This is a genomic window from Moritella sp. 36 (genome assembly GCF_018219415.1).
In the GTDB taxonomy this organism is placed as follows: Bacteria; Pseudomonadota; Gammaproteobacteria; order Enterobacterales; family Moritellaceae; genus Moritella.
Genome location: NZ_CP056120.1, coordinates 2,571,363 through 2,589,483, shown reverse-complemented (window position 1 = coordinate 2,589,483; position 18,121 = coordinate 2,571,363). Strand labels below are relative to the sequence as shown.

Sequence of the window (18,121 nt, the reverse complement as noted above, 5' to 3'; positions counted from 1 at the left end):
AAGAGTGTTCTGAATTTTTAATGGTCGAGTGTTAGCTAAATATATGAAATTTCGCTAATACTTGACTATTATGAGTTTAGCGTTACTTATTCTCAAAAGGATTTTTAATGAAAAAAGTTTTACAAAGAACTTTTATCAGTGCTTCGGTACTATTGGCCACGCATGCTTTTGCATTTGACCCTGCCATTTCTATTCAAGAACTCCCTACATTAAAGCAAGAAGCTCAGCATTCTGAAGCAAGTAAACGTCTTGTTAATCTCTTTACTCGTTCGCATTATAAATCGGTTGATTTTGATAGCGGTTTTGCTGTCGAAGTTTTTGATCGTTATTTAAAGCAACTTGATGCCTATCGCACCATTTTCTTGCAAAGTGATATCGATAGTTTTAATAAATACGCTCTGTCGTTTAAAAAAGATTTTCGTCAAGGTCGACTTGCACCTGCATATGATATTTATACTGTAGGTCTTCAACGTCGTTATGAACGTTTTGCATACGCATTAACGTTACTTGATACTGAAATCAAGTTTGATAGTGATGATGCGTATTATTTTGACACATCTAAATTAGACTGGGCAAAGTCGACTGATGAATTAAATGAGTTATGGCGCCAGAAAGTTAAATATGAAGCACTTAATTTAAAATTAACCGGTAAAGACTGGCCTGAGATTCAAAAATTACTGCGCAAACGTTACGATACTGCCATTAAGCGTTTAAAACAGACACAAAGTGAAGATGTGTTCCAAACATTAATGAACTCATACGCACGGAGTATCGAACCGCACACGTCTTATTTATCCCCACGTAATGCGGATCGTTTCAAAACTGAAATGAACCTTTCTTTAGAAGGGATCGGGGCAGTATTACAAACCGTTGATGACTACACCGTTATTCGTTCTTTGGTTTCTGGTGGCCCTGCTGCTGCAACTAAGCAACTCAAAGCAGAAGATAAAATTGTTGGTGTTGCGCAAGATGATAAGACGATTGTTGATATTGTTGGCTGGCGTCTTGATGATGTCGTCGACAAGATCAAAGGCCCTAAAGGCACAAAAGTCCGTCTCGAAATCATACGTGGCGAAGGTGCGAGTGCCAAGCATAAAATCGTGGAAATAATTCGCGATAAAGTACGTTTAGAAGACCGTGCTGCAAAATCGAACGTTATCGATGTTGAAGGCGAGAAGGTTGGTGTTATTGAAATACCAAGTTTCTATGACGGTTTAACTGAAAATGTACTGACTGAATTAACAAAGCTTAAAAAAGATAATGTGAGCTCTATTATTGTCGACTTACGCGATAATGGTGGCGGTGCATTAAAAGAAGCAAACTTACTTTCAGGTTTATTCTTCGATTCAGGCCCGACAGTACAGGTTCGTGATGCGAGAGATAAGGTAAATGTGCTCGAAGATCGTGATGGAAAAACGTACTATGATGGTCCGCTTGTTGTATTAGTTAACCGTTATAGTGCATCAGCGTCTGAGATCTTTGCTGCAGCATTACAAGATTATGGCCGTGCACTCATTGTTGGTGAGCAAACATTTGGTAAGGGCACTGTACAACAGCACAGAACCTTAGCACGTTTGTACGATCTATATGACAAACCAATCGGTAGTGTGCAATATACTATATCGAAATTCTACCGTATTAACGGTGGTAGCACTCAATTACGTGGTGTGCTGCCTGACATTACCTTTCCATCGGCAGTGAAACCCGAAGACACTGGTGAGTCAATTGAAGATAATGCGCTGGCTTGGGACCATATCCGTAAAGCAAGCTATCAACAATCGTTAGCATTGCAGTCAAAAGTGAATAAGTTAACTGAAAGTCACAACAAGCGTGTTGCTGTGAATCCTGAGTTTAGTTATATCCAAGAAGATATTCTTAAATATAAACAGGAACTTGATAGTAAAACAATTTCTTTAAAAGAGTCTGTACGTATTAAAGAACGAGAAGAGAGTGAAGCGATTCGTTTAACTCGTTTGAATGAACGCTTAGCACGAAAGGAATTACCTGCGGTTAAATCATATGATGATAAACCAGAGGACTTTGAGTTTGACGATACATTCTTATTAGAAGCAGCCAACATAGCGATTGATTTAAGCAAATCTAGCTAAACCACCTCTATTTTTACTTCAAGTGCAGCGGGATGCTGCACTTTTTTCCTTTATTTTTACGTCTCTATCCGTCGATAGATTAGGACTATAAATGACAGTTATGCCTAGTGCTAAGCATTTAAAAGACTATACAGCTCCCAATTATTTCATAGACAATATCGATCTTGATTTTAATCTTGATGATAGCAACACTAAAATTGTTGCGATCAGTAAGGTTCGTCGTAGTGGTAGTCATAATGACCCGCTTATACTAGACGGTGTTGACCTTACATTATTATCAGTGTCTATCGATGGTCATCGTATTGATAACTACTTAGTTAAAGATAATCAGCTGATCATCTCTGATTTACCCTCTGAATGTGTATTAATCATTGAGACGGAAGTCAATCCACAGGAAAACACCAGTTTAGAAGGCTTGTATAAATCCGTCGACGCATTCTGCACGCAATGTGAATCTGAAGGCTTCCGAAAAATCACTTATTATCTTGATCGTCCTGATGTACTGGCTGTGTTTAGTACTAAGATCACGGCTGACAAAGCGGCTTTCCCCTATTTATTATCTAATGGTAACTGTGTTGATCGTGGTGAATTAGATAATGGTCGTCATTGGGTTCAATGGCGTGACCCTTACCCGAAACCGGCGTATTTATTTGCGCTGGTTGCGGGTGATTTTGATGTATTACGTGATAACTACATCACGACATCTGGTCGTGATGTGAAATTAGAGTTGTTTGTAGATAAGGGTAACTTATCGCGAGGTCATCATGCGATTGAATCTTTGAAAAGTTCAATGAAATGGGATGAAGACCGCTTTGGCTTAGAATACGACCTCGATATTTATATGATTGTTGCCGTTGATTTCTTCAACATGGGGGCAATGGAAAATAAAGGGCTTAACGTATTCAACTCTAAATATGTATTAGCAGATGCGGCGAGTGCGACGGACGTTGATTATCTGGGTATCGAAGCTGTTATTGGTCATGAGTATTTTCACAACTGGACGGGCAATCGCATTACTTGTCGAGATTGGTTCCAGTTAAGTTTGAAAGAAGGCCTCACGGTATTCCGTGACCAAGAATTTAGCTCTGATTTGGGTTCGCGTGCAGTTAACCGCATTCAAAACGTTAAAATTTTACGTTCTGCACAATTCCCTGAAGATGCAGGGCCAATGGCACATCCAATTCGTCCAGCGTCTGTGATTGAAATGAATAATTTCTACACTGCAACAGTCTATAATAAGGGCGCAGAAGTTATCCGCATGATCCACACGCTTCTTGGTGAACAAAATTTCCGTGCAGGTATGGATCTTTACTTTAAACGTCATGACGGTCAAGCCGTGACGTGCGATGACTTTGTTGCGTCCATGCAAGATGCATCTAGCGTAGATCTCACCTTATTTAAAAACTGGTATTCACAATCAGGTACCCCGCAAGTAACGGTGACAGATCATTACGATGCTGAAAGCAATATTTATACGTTATCAATGCAACAACATACGCCAAGTACTGCTGATCAAAAAGTAAAACAAGTACTTCATATTCCTGTTGATATTGAATTACTTGACGCGCAGGGCGGCAAGATTGAATTAATATTTGAGGGTGAGGGCGTTCACAATATTCTAAATCTTACTGAAAAGCAGCAAGATTTTGTGTTTGAAAATGTAATGTCTGCACCAGTACCAAGCTTATTTAGAGAGTTTTCAGCGCCAGTTAAGCTTAACTATGCTTATACCAATGAGCAGCTTACAATGCTAATGGTTCATGCGAGTAATGATTTTGCACGTTGGGATGCATCACAGCTATTGATTAATAAGCATGTGATTGAAAATGTAACTCGTATTCGTGATAAACAGAATCTTGTTTTACCCGCAGTGTTTGGGCAAGCGTTCCGTGATTTAGTGAGCAATGAAGAGCTCGACCCAGCCTTAAAAGCTGAGATGTTGCAGTTCCCATCGACGAACAGTTTAATGGGCTTGTTTGACGAAGTCGATGTCGACGCCTTACTGACAGTGACTGCTTTTATTAAAGCTGAAATCGCTGTTAATGTTGCAACAACCTGCGCCTCTATTTATGCTGACATGCCTAAACGTGCTTACGAAGTAGAGCATGCACATATTGCTTTACGCTCATTAAAAAATGTGTGCCTTGAATATATCTCATTAGCGGGCGTTACTCATGTTAATGAATTGGTATTAGCTCAATTTAAACAGTCAGATAATATGACCGATACCATGGGGGCGATAAGTGCTGCAAATAAAGCACAATTACCTTGCTTTAAAACCATGATGGCTGCATTTGAAACCACCTGGTCTCATGATGGGTTAGTGATGGATAAGTGGTTTTCGCAAATCGGGGCTAGCCCAAGTGAAAACTGCCTCTCTGTCGTTAAAAATACACTGAACCATGTTAGCTTCTCTTTAGCTAATCCAAATCGAACGCGTTCATTAGTGGGTAGTTTTTCTGCACATAACACCAGCGCTTTTCATGCGATTGATGGTAGTGGTTATGTTTTCTTAACGGATATTTTATGTCAGTTGAATAGCAGTAACCCGCAAATTGCATCTCGATTAATTACGCCGCTTATTGAATTTAAGAAATTTGATCAAACGCGCCAAGCTTTAATGAAAGCGCAACTGATCCGTTTAAGTAAGCTTGGTGGTTTAGCCACTGACCTATTTGAAAAGATAGACCGTGCTTTAGCTTAACTCTACACCGCAGAAATATTTAACATTAAGTTAAACGTTTGTTTATGAAAAGTGGGTATTTTGATTAATTTTGGCGTCATATACCCACCTTGAGTAATTATTCAAGGTTTTATTCTTAAAAACCTTCATTTATCTTTCTATCTTGTTGCCTCTGTAGCATTTTTATTACAAATATTAATGTTAGAATGCCCGCTTGAATAACCTCATAAGTTACTTTTTTAGCTAGACTTAATAAACCAAGATTTGAAGGATTGCTAGTATGTTGAATAAAACGCCTATTCCCGTGTTACTGGAAAACGTAATCAGCCTTGTAAAGACTAAAGTAGATGCAAAAAACAATACATTAGTCGAGCAGTTTGTCACTGCATTATATGCTGGGATGAGGCAAGAAGATCTCTCTTCGCGTAGTGATAGTGATCTGTATTGTGCTGCAATTAGTTTGTGGAACAGATTGAATAGCAGTAACAATAGTGGCCCCGATATTTGTGTTTACAATCCAGAGATCAGCCTCAATGGTTGGCAATCAACACACACGATTGTTGAAATCATTGTCCCTGATTCATCTTTCCTGACCGAATCTGTAATGATGGCGTTATCTCGACTTGGCGTAATTTCACATTTGATGTTACATCAGCCAATTGCTTTGAAACGAGATGAGAACGGCCGTGTAAATAAAATTTTAACAAATCCTAAAAATGCGAAAAATTTCACCTCAGAAACAGTATTTTTAATTGAAATTGATCGTCAAACAGAAAGCAAAAAATTAGATGCGATTAGTGCAGAATTAAACTCTGTATTAAATGAAGTTGCTTTAGCTGTTGGTGACTGGTCTCCAATGCAAGAGAAACTAACATCTGTAATCACAAGGTTATCTTCGAAACCTAAACAAAAAGGTATCGACTATTCTGATACGCTTAAATTCCTAAAGTGGTTGTGTGATCATAACTTCACTTTACTTGGCTATCGCCGCTACGATATTGAAGCAATAAAAGGTGATTACGTTATTACACCTGACTGTGATTCAAGCCTAGGCATCATGAAAAATTCGGTTAATAACAAAGGCTATGCCTTAGCAAATCTTTCAACTGACGCACGACGCGAAGTATTATCACAGAACACGCTTATCTTAACGAAGAGTGATGCGAAATCTCGAGTTCATAGACCTGCTAATATCGATTATATTGGCATTAAATTGTTTGATGAAAATAATAACGTTATTGGTGAAGAACGCTTTATTGGTTTGTATGCGTCATCAATTTATAATAGCAGCGCAATTGATATTCCGCTTATCAGCGATAAAATTAAACGTGTACTTGTTGCATCTGGTTATAACCCGGTAAACCACTCTTATAAAGCACTATTAAACATTTTAGAAACGTATCCACGAGATGAACTTATTCAATCAAGTGAAGCAGATATCTTACATTGTGCGCTCGGTGTTTTACACATGCAAGATCGCGATCAAGTTAAGCTGTTTGTGCGTAAAGACTTATTCGGCCGTTATTATTCTTGCATGGTGTATGTCACAAAAGAACGCTACAACACGTTATTACGTGAAAAAACACAGCAAGTGTTAGCTGACTACTTAGGTAGTGATAAAGAAGTTGAATTCAATACTTATTTCTCTGAAGGTAACATGGCTAGAACGCAATATATTGTACACGTTGATCCAAATGATAAAGAATTGAAAGTTAACTTAGCTGAAATTGAGCAAAACTTATCTGAAGCTGCTAAATCATGGAATGATAAGCTTAAAACTGCGATTGTAAGTCACTATGGTGAAGAAAAAGGTCGTTATTTATCTGAAAAGTATATTCACGCTTTCCCACAGTCATACAAAGAATATGTGTTACCAAGCTCTGCAGTCGCAGACATTATTAAGTTAGAAGTGCTGTCGGCTGAGCACAAGCTTGAAATGATTTTCTATCGTGCGCAAGAAGAGCAGCATGACTCTAATCACGTACGTTTAAAACTATTCCATAAAGATCACCCAATTCATTTATCTGATGTTTTGCCTATGTTAGAAAATATGGGCTTGAAAGTACTTGGTGAAACACCATTTAAAGTAAAGACTGCTGACGGTGATGTGTACTGGGTGCTAGATTTCACCATGCTTTACACGGGTGATAATGTGCTTGATACAACAGAGCGCAGTGCAGACTTTATGTCTACTTTCCATCAGGTTTGGGAGCGTCGTTTAGAAAATGATGGCTTTAACAAGTTGGTTCTTAAGACTAAGTTGTCTGGTCGTCAAATTTCGGTGCTTAGATCATACGCAAAATACATGCGTCAAATTGGCAATAACTTTAGCCAGGCATACATCGAGAATACGTTAGCCTCACTACCTGAACTAGCGAATAGTTTGTATTGTTATTTCCATCAAAAATTTGCAATGGACCAAGGGCCGATTGACAGCCTCGATATTATTGCAAACTTTGAAAGTAAGCTTGAAAAAGTAAATAATTTGGATGATGACCGTATTATTCGTCGCTTTATCGATTTAATCACAGCAACATCGCGTACGAACTTCTATCAAATAGATCCAAAATCAACCGCGACTGATCAAAGTAAAGCCTATATTTCGTTCAAATTTGAATCGTCATTAATTCCGGATATGCCGTTACCATTACCTAAATTTGAGGTGTTTGTTTATTCTCCACAAGTTGAAGGTGTCCATTTACGTGGTGGTAAAGTGGCCCGTGGTGGTCTCCGTTGGTCTGATCGACGTGAAGATTTCAGAACTGAAGTACTTGGTCTTGTAAAAGCACAGCAAGTTAAAAATACGGTAATTGTACCTGTGGGTGCAAAAGGTGGTTTTGTTTGTAAAGAAATCCAGCCAAGCCACAGCCGCGATGAAGTATTTAGTATTGGTAAGCAATGTTACCGTACATTTATCCGTGGTTTACTTGATATCACAGACAACATTGTAGAAGGCGAACTGGTTCATCCACAAAACGTACGCTTCTATGATGAAGATGATTCATACTTAGTTGTTGCTGCAGATAAAGGTACTGCTACTTTCTCTGATATCGCGAATGAAATCAGCGATGAATATAACTTCTGGCTTGGTGATGCGTTTGCATCGGGCGGTTCAGTAGGCTATGACCATAAGAAAATGGGTATTACAGCGAAAGGTGCTTGGGAATCTGTTAAGCGTCACTTCCGTGAAATGGGTATTAACTGCCAGGAAGAAGAGTTCACTTGTATTGCCGTCGGCGACATGGCTGGTGATGTATTTGGTAATGGTATGCTGTTATCTAAAAGCACCAAGTTAATCGCTGCATTTAACCACATGCATATCTTTATTGATCCAAATCCAGATTGCGCAACAAGTTATGCAGAACGTGATCGTTTATTCAATCTGCCTCGTTCTAGCTGGACTGATTATGATCGTTCGATCATGTCTAAAGGCAGTGGTATCTTCTTACGTTCAGCAAAAGCTATCACGCTAACACCAGAAATTAAAAAGATGCTTGGTACAAAGGTGTCACTTATGACACCAACTGATTTGATTAAAGCTATCCTAACATCACAAGCTGATTTGTTGTGGAATGGTGGTATCGGTACTTACGTTAAAGCAACATCAGAAACAAATAACGATGTAGGTGACCGAGCTAATGACCACGTGCGTATTAACGGTAATGAACTGAACGTTAAGATTGTTGGCGAGGGTGGTAATTTAGGTTGTACTCAACTTGGTCGTATCGAATATGCTAAAAATGGCGGTCGTATTAATAGTGACTTCATTGACAATGTGGGTGGTGTAGATTGCTCAGATAATGAAGTTAACATTAAAATCTTGCTTAACAGCATTGTAAGTAATGGTGATTTAACTCGTAAGCAGCGTAATGAGTTATTGTATTCGATGACAGATGAAGTATCTGAAATTGTATTGAACAACGCATACAAGCAAACCCTATCTGTATCGGTTACTCAAACACGTGCAGCAGAACAGTTAAAAGAACAAATTCGCTTTATGCAAATGCTTGAGCGCTCAGGTAAGTTAAACCGTCAACTTGAATTTTTACCAAGTGAAGAAGAGTTGGCAGAACGTTTAGCTAAGAACGAAGGCCTAACGCGTCCAGAACTTTCAGTGTTACTTGCTTACGCTAAAATGCAATTGAAAGAACAGCTTAATTGCCCAGAAGTATTCGAAGACGAATTTTTATCTGAACTACTTATTATGGCATTTCCACAGCTACTACAAGACAAGTACAAAGATCAGATGCAACTTCATCCGTTGAAAAATGAAATCATTGCGACGCAACTTGCCAATGATATTATTAATGACATGGGGATGAACTTTGTTGGTCGTATGCAAGATGAAACTGGCTCTAGTATAGTTGAAATTGCAAAATGTTTTGTTATCAGCAAACATGTTATCGGTATGGAAAACATGTGGGATGTTGTGACTGGGCTCGATAATCAGCTTGATTCTGAAACACAACTAGATATGTTATTTGAAAGCCGTCGTTATATCCGTCGTGCCGTTTGTTGGTTAGTTCGTTACCGTGACCGTAACATGAGCATTGCAGAGACGATTAATTTCTACAAACCTATCTATGATGGTATGAAAGAAAATACAGAAGAAGTCCTTGTTGATGCAGACAAAGAAAAACAAAATATACGTATCCAAGGCTTGGTTGAAAAATCTGTGCCGAGTGCAATTGCAAACGAAATTGTACATCAGAACACGTTATTCTCGGCGTTTGATATTGCTGATGTTTGTAAACAACACCAAGTACCGATGTCATTAGTGCAGCATATTTTCTTTGCGTTAGGTAATAAGTTGCAGTTACATGACTTTATGCATCAAATTAACTTGCAACCCGTTGCTAACCATTGGCAGGCGCTTGCAAGAGCTGCATTTCGCGAAGAGCTTGCGCTACAACAACGTAGCTTAACATCTGTGGTGTTATCTACTTGTTCATCAACAGGTAAATGCGATATAATCATAGACGAATGGTTATCTGAACATGATGTGCTTGTTGTTCGTTGGCTGCAAATGTTGGCTGATTTTAATATGAGTTCTTCGCATGAATTTGCTAAATTCTCCGTTGCGTTACGTGAATTGAATTTACTTCACTTAAGCTGCCGTAATGCGAGTTAATGGATAAATTAGTGTTTACGTATACACTCAATTAAAATGATTTAATTATGAAGCACTGTTGATACAGTGCTTTTTTATGAGGAATAGAAAATGTTATATCGTATTGCACGTGAATTTTTGTTTATGCAAGACCCAGAAGTAGTGCATGAAATGACAATTAAAGGGTTAAAATTAACTGGCTCTACTCCTTTAAGTTGCTTATATTCGCAGAAATTACCGAGCAAACCAGTCACTGTAATGGGGCTGAAGTTTGATAACCCTGTTGGTTTAGCGGCTGGCCTAGATAAAAATGGCGAGAGTATCGATGCTTTTGCCGCAATGGGTTTTGGTTTTATCGAAGTTGGCACAGTGACTCCGCGTCCACAAGCTGGTAATGATAAACCGCGTATATTTCGAATTGTAGAATCGGAAGCGATCATTAACCGAATGGGTTTTAACAATGCAGGTGTTGACGCACTTGTTGAAAATGTAAAAAAAGCCAACTATAAAGGTATTTTGGGTATTAACATTGGTAAAAACAAAGATACGCCAATCGAAAAGGGGGATGAAGATTACCTGATTTGTATGGATAAGGTTTACCAATATGCGTCTTATATCACCATTAATATCTCATCACCAAATACGCCTGGATTACGTACACTTCAGTATGGTGAAGCACTTGATAGTTTATTAAGTTGTCTTAAAGAACGTCAGGCTGAATTAACTAAAATACACGAGAAATACGTACCGTTAGCGGTTAAAATTGCACCAGATTTAACCGATGAAGAGCTAGCGCAAGTTGCTGAGTCATTAGTAAAATATAAAATGGATGGTGTAATTGCGACGAATACAACGTTAGACAGAACATTAGTGCATGATATGCCACATGCTTGTGAAGCGGGGGGGTTAAGTGGTCGTCCTGTTCAGCACGCGAGTACTGAAATCGTACGTAAATTAGCAGTGTTGCTTGATGGTCAACTACCTATCATAGGTGTAGGTGGTATTGATTCTGTTGTCGCAGCAAAAGAAAAGTTCATTGCCGGGGCAGAATTAGTTCAGGTATATAGTGGATTTATCTATAAAGGCCCTAAATTAGTTAAAAACATTGTAAAAAGTTTGTAACTTTTAGCTTGGTTTTCGTCTATATTTCTGATATGGGTATTTACTTATGGATAGGGTGTAGTTAAACTACCTGAAGAGTTAATTACATTACTGGTATCAGGATGTTACTAGAACCAAGCAACAAGTGGTATTGGCAATACGACTGCGCAAGTCAATTCATCGTCATTCAATTATCCGATGGGCTTGCGATGTCTTGCCATTTAGATAAACGAAACATGAATAGCTTGTGTAAAGGCCGAATCAATTTTTGCGCCGAGGATTCAAGCTATTATTACTATTTCTTAGAATCCCTCAAAGATTTAGCATTAAGTGTGCCTGCAAAAGTACAAATTGCATTGAACGGGGTGACTAATTTACGGTTTCATAAAGTAAAAATGCCGCAAAGCTGGTTCTTTGAATATAATTATTCTGATGACAAGTTTAGTACGGGCGACGTTATTACTTTATCGTTAAGGGGTGATAATGTTCAGTTTGTTATTTTAGAAGCTGATGATCGTGTTTCAACGTGTATGTTATTAGAAAGTAGTGTGCAACTTTCTGACTCTAAAACGTTAAATCAGTTTGATGTTATCCGAGTAATGAATGATCGTGTTAAACTACAGAATACAGTAGAAAAAGCGCTAACAGATGATTCTTTTTCCTACGTTCAGATCATGGCATAGCATAATCTATCAATAATCCCCCGTTTATCTAATAATTTCCTCAACATTACTATGCGACTATAATGCCGCGTGGTACAATTCGCCCCCATTAATAATCACATTCCTTACTTTCTTTCTACTAGAAAGTATCTCGAAATAATATAGGCTTTCAAATTGACTACAATCAACACTTATTTTGCTTCTTCTCCGAAGGGATTGGAACTTCTACTTAAAGAAGAGCTAATTGAACTTGGCGCACAGGATTGCCGTGAAACCATGGCTGGTGTTTCATTTAAATCGACTCAATTAACAGCGTATAAAATTTGTTTGTGGAGCCGCTTAGCATCTCGAGTGACCTTGCAATTAAAAACATTCAAAATCTTCGATGTATTAGATCTATACCTTGCGGTATCAGGCATGCATTGGGAAAAAATATTCGATCTTGATAAAACTTTTGCCGTCTCTTGTTCTGGTACCAATGACAGTATTCGCGATACACAGTTTGGTGCGTTGAAAGTTAAAGATGGTATTGTTGACCGCTTCACTAAAAGTATGAGCGACCGTCCAAATGTCGCTAAAAATGATCCTGATGTACGTATTCACCTACACATTCGTCGTGAAGAAGCGACGCTTTCTCTTGATCTATGTGGTAATGGTTTACATCAACGTGGTTACCGTCAAGGTACTGGTGCGGCACCGTTAAAAGAAAATCTAGCGGCTGCAATTATCAAACGTAGTGGTTACACGGATGGTCTACTTGTAGATCCTATGTGTGGTTCTGCAACATTACTTATTGAAGCTGCATTAATGGCATTAAAAGTACCGGCTGGTATTTTACGTTCACGTTATTGTTTCCAACAGCTGAATGATTTCGATCAATCAGGTTGGGAAGAACTGGTTGCACAAGCTAAATACCAAGCACGTAAAAATATTGCGAACAGCGATCTTAAAGTATACGGTTTTGATAAGAGCTGGCGTGTACTTGATCAAGCAAGAGCCAACGTACGTGCAGCAGGCCTAGAACACATTATTGAATTAGAAACTGGTGACGCTAAAAACCTTGTTAACGATTTCACCAGCGAAGGTACATTAATTTGTAACCCTCCATATGGTGAGCGTATGGGTGAGCAACCTGAACTTATCGTGTTACACCAAGTATTAGGTGAACGTCTGAAAAGTGAATTCTCGGGCTGGAATGTTGCATTCTTCTCATCAAACCCAGATTTACTCTCACGTTTAGGCATGCGTGCAAACAAGCAATACAAATTGTTTAATGGTTCATTAGAATGTTTCCTTAAGCTTTACCAAATTTCATCGATTGCGCGTCAAGCCAAGGCACACGTTGAAACACAAATGACCCCTGGTTTTGCCGAAGACTTCCGTAACCGTTTAAAGAAAAATATAAAACAGTTAACGAAGTGGGCGAAAAAAGAGCAAGTTAACTGCTACCGTCTCTATGATGCGGATTTACCTGAATATAATGCTGCTATCGATTTATACGGTGATTGGATAGTTGTACAAGAATATAAAGCACCGAAAGACGTACCAGAGCAAAAAGCCAAACAACGTATCATGGATATTGTTGCTGTTACGCTTGATGTGACTCAAATTGATCCGAACAAGCTTGTATTGAAAGTTCGCCAAAAACAAAAAGGCAGTAACCAATACGAAAAAATACAACAAGTTAAGTCAGTGTTTACGGTAAGTGAATATGGTGCTCAATTTGAAGTGAACATGAAAGACTATTTAGATACGGGTCTGTTTATAGATCACCGTTTAACACGTCGCATGGTTGGTCAAATGAGTGCGGGTAAACGTTTCTTAAACTTATTCTCATATACAGGCAGTGCAAGTGTTCACGCTATTTTAGGTGGGGCTGAATCATCAGTGACTGTTGATATGTCGAATACTTACCTTGATTGGGCAAAACGTAACTTTGCGTTAAACAACATCAGCATGCGTAAGCACGAAGTTGTACAAGCAGACTGTCTCGCTTGGTTAGCACGTTGTGAAGATAAATTTGACCTTATTTTTATTGATCCTCCAACATTCTCAAACTCAAAGCGTATGGAAGACAGCTTCGATGTAGAACGTGATCACATACAACTGTTTACTTGGTTAGAGAATATTCTATCTGCACGTGGTGAAATTGTTTTCTCTAACAATAAACGTAACTTTAAGCTAGATTTTGAAGGACTCGAAAAACTGGGCCTTAAAGCAACCAATATTACTGAAAAAAATCGTTCTAAAGATTTCGCGCGTAACAAAAACATCAGTAACTGTTGGCTTGTTGAACGAGTAGCATAATGACTAAATACGCGTTCTATACCACAGAAGGTTGTCACTTATGTGAACAAGCTTGGGAACTGGTGACAGCTCAACACTTGGTCAGTGAAATCACACAAGTAGAGATCATCCATGATGAAGATGACATCGCCCGTTATGGTATTCGTATTCCTGTTATTAAGAACAAGGTGACTGATAAAGAAATTGGTTGGCCATTTGATTCTGAAGAATTGGCTGACTTTATCGCACAAGACTAATTTACGTGACTTTATCCGAGTGGATTCTCAATTACAGGTTAATTGTTAACGCTCGGATTTTTTCTATTTTACAACTTTATGTTAGAATCTATCTAACTGCTTGTTTCAACATTACCTATAATGGTTTTATTTTTGAAACAATTGAATTTTATATTGAGGAATTATCGTGGCTGTTATCACGTTACAAAATGCATGTTTAGCCTTTGGCGACTTACCATTATTAAACCATGCCGATGCTGTATTTGAACGAAAAGAACGTGTTTGTCTTGTAGGCCGTAATGGTGCAGGTAAATCGACAATGATGAAAGTTATTGGCGGCGAAATTCAACTTGACGATGGTGTCCTTAGAATTGAACAAGATGCAGTTGTTTCTCGTTTAGAGCAAGATCCACCAAAAGTAAGCGGCGTGACAATCTTTGATTTTGTTGCGGGTGGTCTAGCGGACATCGGTCAAGTACTAAAAGATTACCATCACCAAGCGATCCTTGTTGGTGAAGATTACAGTGAAAAAGCATTAAACAAATTGATGCGTCTACAAGAAGAACTTGATAACCGTAATGGTTGGGAGTTTGAACAAAACATTGAACAAGTACTTACGCGTTTAGATTTAGAAGCTGACATGTTACTTGATGATTTATCAGGTGGTTGGTTACGTCGCGCAGCATTAGCGCGCGCACTAGCAAGCAAACCAGATATCCTATTACTTGATGAACCAACGAACCACTTGGATATTGAATCTATTCTTTGGTTAGAAGAGTTCTTAAAAGATTTCGCCGGTACAATCATTTTCGTAAGTCATGATAGAAGTTTCATTCGTTCTATGGCAACACGTATTATTGATATTGACCGTGGTAACTTAATGTCTTTCCCTGGTAACTATGATGAATATCTAGTAGGTAAAGAAGAAGCATTACGTGTAGAAGATGAACAAAATGCATTATTCGACAAGCGCCTAGCGCAAGAAGAAGTATGGATCCGTCAAGGTGTTAAAGCACGTCGTACACGTAATGAAGGTCGTGTTAAAGCACTTAAAGAAATGCGTAACGAACGTAGCGAACGCTTGAACGTACAAGGTAAAGCGAAAATTACCGTTGATGAAACATCACGCTCAGGTAAACGTATCTTTGAAGGCGAGGACGTATTCTACGCTTACGAAAACAAGAAAATCGTTAACGACTTTACCTTTAACATTATGCGTGGCGATAAAATTGCATTCGTTGGTCCAAACGGTTGTGGTAAGAGTACATTAATCAAGTTATTGCTTGAAGAATTACAACCACAAGCTGGTATCATCAAATGTGGTACTAAGTTAGAAGTGTCTTACTTCGATCAACATCGTACAGAACTCGATCTTGAAAAAACAGTAATAGACAATTTAGCTGACGGCAAACAAGAAGTCGTGGTTAATGGCAAACCGCGTCATGCACTCGGTTATTTACAAGACTTCTTATTCCACCCACAACGTGCGCGTACACCAGTTAAAGTATTGTCTGGTGGCGAGCGTAACCGTCTGTTGTTAGCAAAATTATTTCTAAAACCATCTAATCTTTTGATTATGGATGAACCAACCAATGATTTAGATATCGAAACATTGGAACTTTTAGAAGAATTACTTGCCAATTATCAGGGTACGTTATTATTAGTAAGCCATGACCGTAACTTTATTGATAACACAGTAGAAAGTTGCTGGATGTTTGATGGTGAAGGTAACATCACTAACTTTGTTGGTGGTTACCATGATGCTAAGAATCAACAAGCAAATACGCAATCTATATCAGCAAAGCCAAAGGCAAAAGCTGAGGTAGTTGAAAAGCCAGTAAAACAAGAAAAACCAGTTAAGGCTGTTAAAACAAAGAAACTGCCTTATAACATTCAAGTTGAACTTGATAAACTGCCTGCAAAAATGGAACAACTTGAAGCACTAGTTGAAACTTTGCAAGCTGAAATTAATCAACCTGATTTCTTTAATAAGCCTGCTGACGAAACAAAAGCAATGCTTGAAAATCTTGCGAGTAAAGAGCAAGAACTAGAGACTGCATTTTCGCGTTGGGAAGAGCTTGAAGAAATGAAAGGCTAAGGAAATCTAAACATAATGCTTTTAAAAAAGACTAAGCTAGCAGGGATTATTAGTCTCGTATTGTGTACAACTGCGGTGGCTTCAACTACCGCTATTGTTGTAGACAGCAGTGGTGCTCACGACTTTGGTCCATATGTGTCAGCAATGGACACGTCAAGTGCTGCTACTGGTACGATGACCAGCGCGACGTACACTCAGAAATATGCACAACAATTTTCATACGATATTGGTGCGCCTTGGACATATAACGAATATTGCGTTTCTGATTCTGATGTGTGTAAGATGTTCTGGAATGGGTCAAAGACAGATAATAGTGATGGCCTATTCGTTTGGCGTCGTAATATCTTAAATACCTATGGCGATTACAATGGTTCTTATGAATCAGAAACGACGAGCTCAGTAAACACAATTGAAGTGTCTCCTGCCAGTTTACCCCTATCACGTAAAATCACTGCGTTAGATGGCGCAGTGGAAGTTGGTTATGGGACTTCAGCAGGCAAGATTGTTCGACGTGGTTATTATGGTACAACATCGCTTTTACCAGAGTTTACTGAAAATGGCGGTTTTAGTTCTGCGTATGATGCCGCAGATATCAATGTTACTAAAAGCGGTACTTCGACTACTTTCAATAACAAACTAATTGTTGGTCAAGCAAGTGTGCAGTGGTCAAACGCTGATGATACTGGTCGTTTTAATCGCTGTTTTAATTCAGCTGCTAATGATAGCCGCACGGATTATGATCAACTATATAATTGTCCTGGTTTTGATCTACAAGCAAGCTTTTGGGATGAAACAGGCATTACAGCTTCATACCTTACTGGTAAAACGAATTGGTTAAGTACGGGTAGCTACGCAACGTTTATTGCTAATGCTTATGCGATTAACACATCCGGCTTTGCCGTTGGTTTTTCTACGCAACAGATTTACCAATCGACAAGTGGTGGTCGTGCTCGTGCAACCATATTCAAGCCAACTGTTGAATCAGCAGATGTGCTTTCTTATATGATGACTGAAATCACAAAACCTAAAACGGATGCGGGTGGTGATTATAATGAGATTATTCGTGATACCGTTGCGATTGATATTACAGATAAAGTTTATGTTTCAGCTAGTTCATCATTTGCTACTGCAGATGGTACAGATAGTGACTCTCAAGCATTCATTGTTGTTGGCAATCGTACCTATAACCAGCTTCAAAACAGAAGTTATGCAACTGAGTTTTTTACTTATGATGTAAAAACACAAGAAACACGTTACCCATTCAAGACCAACCCTATTAAAGGTGCGAGTTCACAGGTGAGTAAAATCAATAATGACGGTATCGTTGTTGGTTGGCGTGATGATCGAGGGGAAACATCACCAACAGCACAAGGTTCTCCACGTTTTCAAAGTGCATTTATCTATGACTACAAAACTAAAAAATCAGCATATTTAGATGATTTGTATTGTAAAGGTATGGATGACAGTGATGTTAAATACAGATTTTCTAACGCGATCAGTATTAGTGATCCTGACGCCAATGGCAATGTAGTTGTCGTGTCTAATGCTTTCGATTATAAGAACATTGATAACTATAAGAATAGGCTCGGGTCTACTCCTGTCGTATTAACGATGACAATCAGTGCGGATGAATTGGCTAATTTGTCCACGACATCACAGTGTCCTATCAACACTGAAGAAAACTATTCACGTAGTGGCGGTAGTATGAATTGGTTCATATTGTTACCTACTATGTTGCTTTTATTCCGTCGTTTTAAACGTTAAACGCTAAATATTACGCTTTGTTTCATAAAGCCGCAGTAATTTCTTTACTGCGGCTTTTTTTATTTGATTTGTC

The 18,121-nt window shown here is 38.6% G+C and carries 9 protein-coding genes; all 9 read left to right on the top strand.

All coding sequences use genetic code 11. From position 1 onward, the window contains the following. The first annotated feature begins 107 nt into the window (after positions 1-107). The gene (prc, locus tag HWV03_RS11585; RefSeq protein ID WP_211676050.1) at positions 108-2,108 is read left to right on the top strand and encodes a carboxy terminal-processing peptidase; all 2,001 of its coding nucleotides are present in this window, start codon (positions 108-110) and stop codon (positions 2,106-2,108) included. 91 nt (positions 2,109-2,199) lie between these two features. Next, positions 2,200-4,812, top strand: coding sequence for an aminopeptidase N (pepN, locus tag HWV03_RS11580; RefSeq protein WP_211676049.1), 2,613 nt, complete (start codon positions 2,200-2,202; stop codon positions 4,810-4,812). Between the two features lie 259 nt (positions 4,813-5,071). After that, positions 5,072-9,922 (top strand): NAD-glutamate dehydrogenase, encoded by a 4,851-nt coding sequence (locus HWV03_RS11575; RefSeq protein WP_211676048.1) that lies wholly within the window; start codon positions 5,072-5,074, stop codon positions 9,920-9,922. A 90-nt stretch (positions 9,923-10,012) separates the two neighbouring features. Continuing rightward, entirely contained in the window at positions 10,013-11,023 is a 1,011-nt protein-coding gene (pyrD, locus tag HWV03_RS11570) for a quinone-dependent dihydroorotate dehydrogenase (protein WP_211676047.1), read from the top strand. 101 nt (positions 11,024-11,124) lie between these two features. Then, positions 11,125-11,685, top strand: coding sequence for a cell division protein ZapC domain-containing protein (locus tag HWV03_RS11565; protein WP_211676046.1), 561 nt, complete (start codon positions 11,125-11,127; stop codon positions 11,683-11,685). 153 nt (positions 11,686-11,838) lie between these two features. Next, positions 11,839-13,971, top strand: a complete 2,133-nt coding sequence (gene rlmKL / locus HWV03_RS11560) for a bifunctional 23S rRNA (guanine(2069)-N(7))-methyltransferase RlmK/23S rRNA (guanine(2445)-N(2))-methyltransferase RlmL (RefSeq protein WP_370629405.1) — start codon at positions 11,839-11,841, stop codon at positions 13,969-13,971. Continuing rightward, entirely contained in the window at positions 13,971-14,207 is a 237-nt protein-coding gene (locus HWV03_RS11555) for a glutaredoxin family protein (RefSeq protein ID WP_211676045.1), read from the top strand. Before rlmKL ends, HWV03_RS11555 begins: the two co-directional genes overlap by 1 nt. Positions 14,208-14,373: 166 nt before the next feature. Continuing rightward, positions 14,374-16,284 carry an ATP-binding cassette ATPase Uup gene (uup, locus tag HWV03_RS11550; protein ID WP_211676044.1) on the top strand — a complete coding sequence of 637 codons (1,911 nt, stop codon included), beginning with the start codon at positions 14,374-14,376 and terminating at the stop codon, positions 16,282-16,284. Positions 16,285-16,299: 15 nt separating this feature from the next. Beyond that, positions 16,300-18,048: a DUF3466 family protein gene (locus HWV03_RS11545; RefSeq protein WP_211676043.1), complete on the top strand. Its 1,749-nt coding sequence runs from the start codon at positions 16,300-16,302 to the stop codon at positions 18,046-18,048. The last annotated feature ends 73 nt before the right edge of the window (positions 18,049-18,121 follow it).

Excerpts from the sequence above, each read along its gene's own strand:
- HWV03_RS11545 (WP_211676043.1), top strand. The coding sequence starts at position 16,300 with ATGCTTTTAAAAAAGACTAAGCTAGCAGGGATTATTAGTCTCGTATTG.
- HWV03_RS11575 (WP_211676048.1), top strand. The coding sequence starts at position 5,072 with ATGTTGAATAAAACGCCTATTCCCGTGTTACTGGAAAACGTAATCAGC.
- HWV03_RS11555 (WP_211676045.1), top strand. The coding sequence starts at position 13,971 with ATGACTAAATACGCGTTCTATACCACAGAAGGTTGTCACTTATGTGAA.
- HWV03_RS11565 (WP_211676046.1), top strand. The coding sequence starts at position 11,125 with ATGTTACTAGAACCAAGCAACAAGTGGTATTGGCAATACGACTGCGCA.
- pyrD (WP_211676047.1), top strand. The coding sequence starts at position 10,013 with ATGTTATATCGTATTGCACGTGAATTTTTGTTTATGCAAGACCCAGAA.
- pepN (WP_211676049.1), top strand. The coding sequence starts at position 2,200 with ATGACAGTTATGCCTAGTGCTAAGCATTTAAAAGACTATACAGCTCCC.
- prc (WP_211676050.1), top strand. The coding sequence starts at position 108 with ATGAAAAAAGTTTTACAAAGAACTTTTATCAGTGCTTCGGTACTATTG.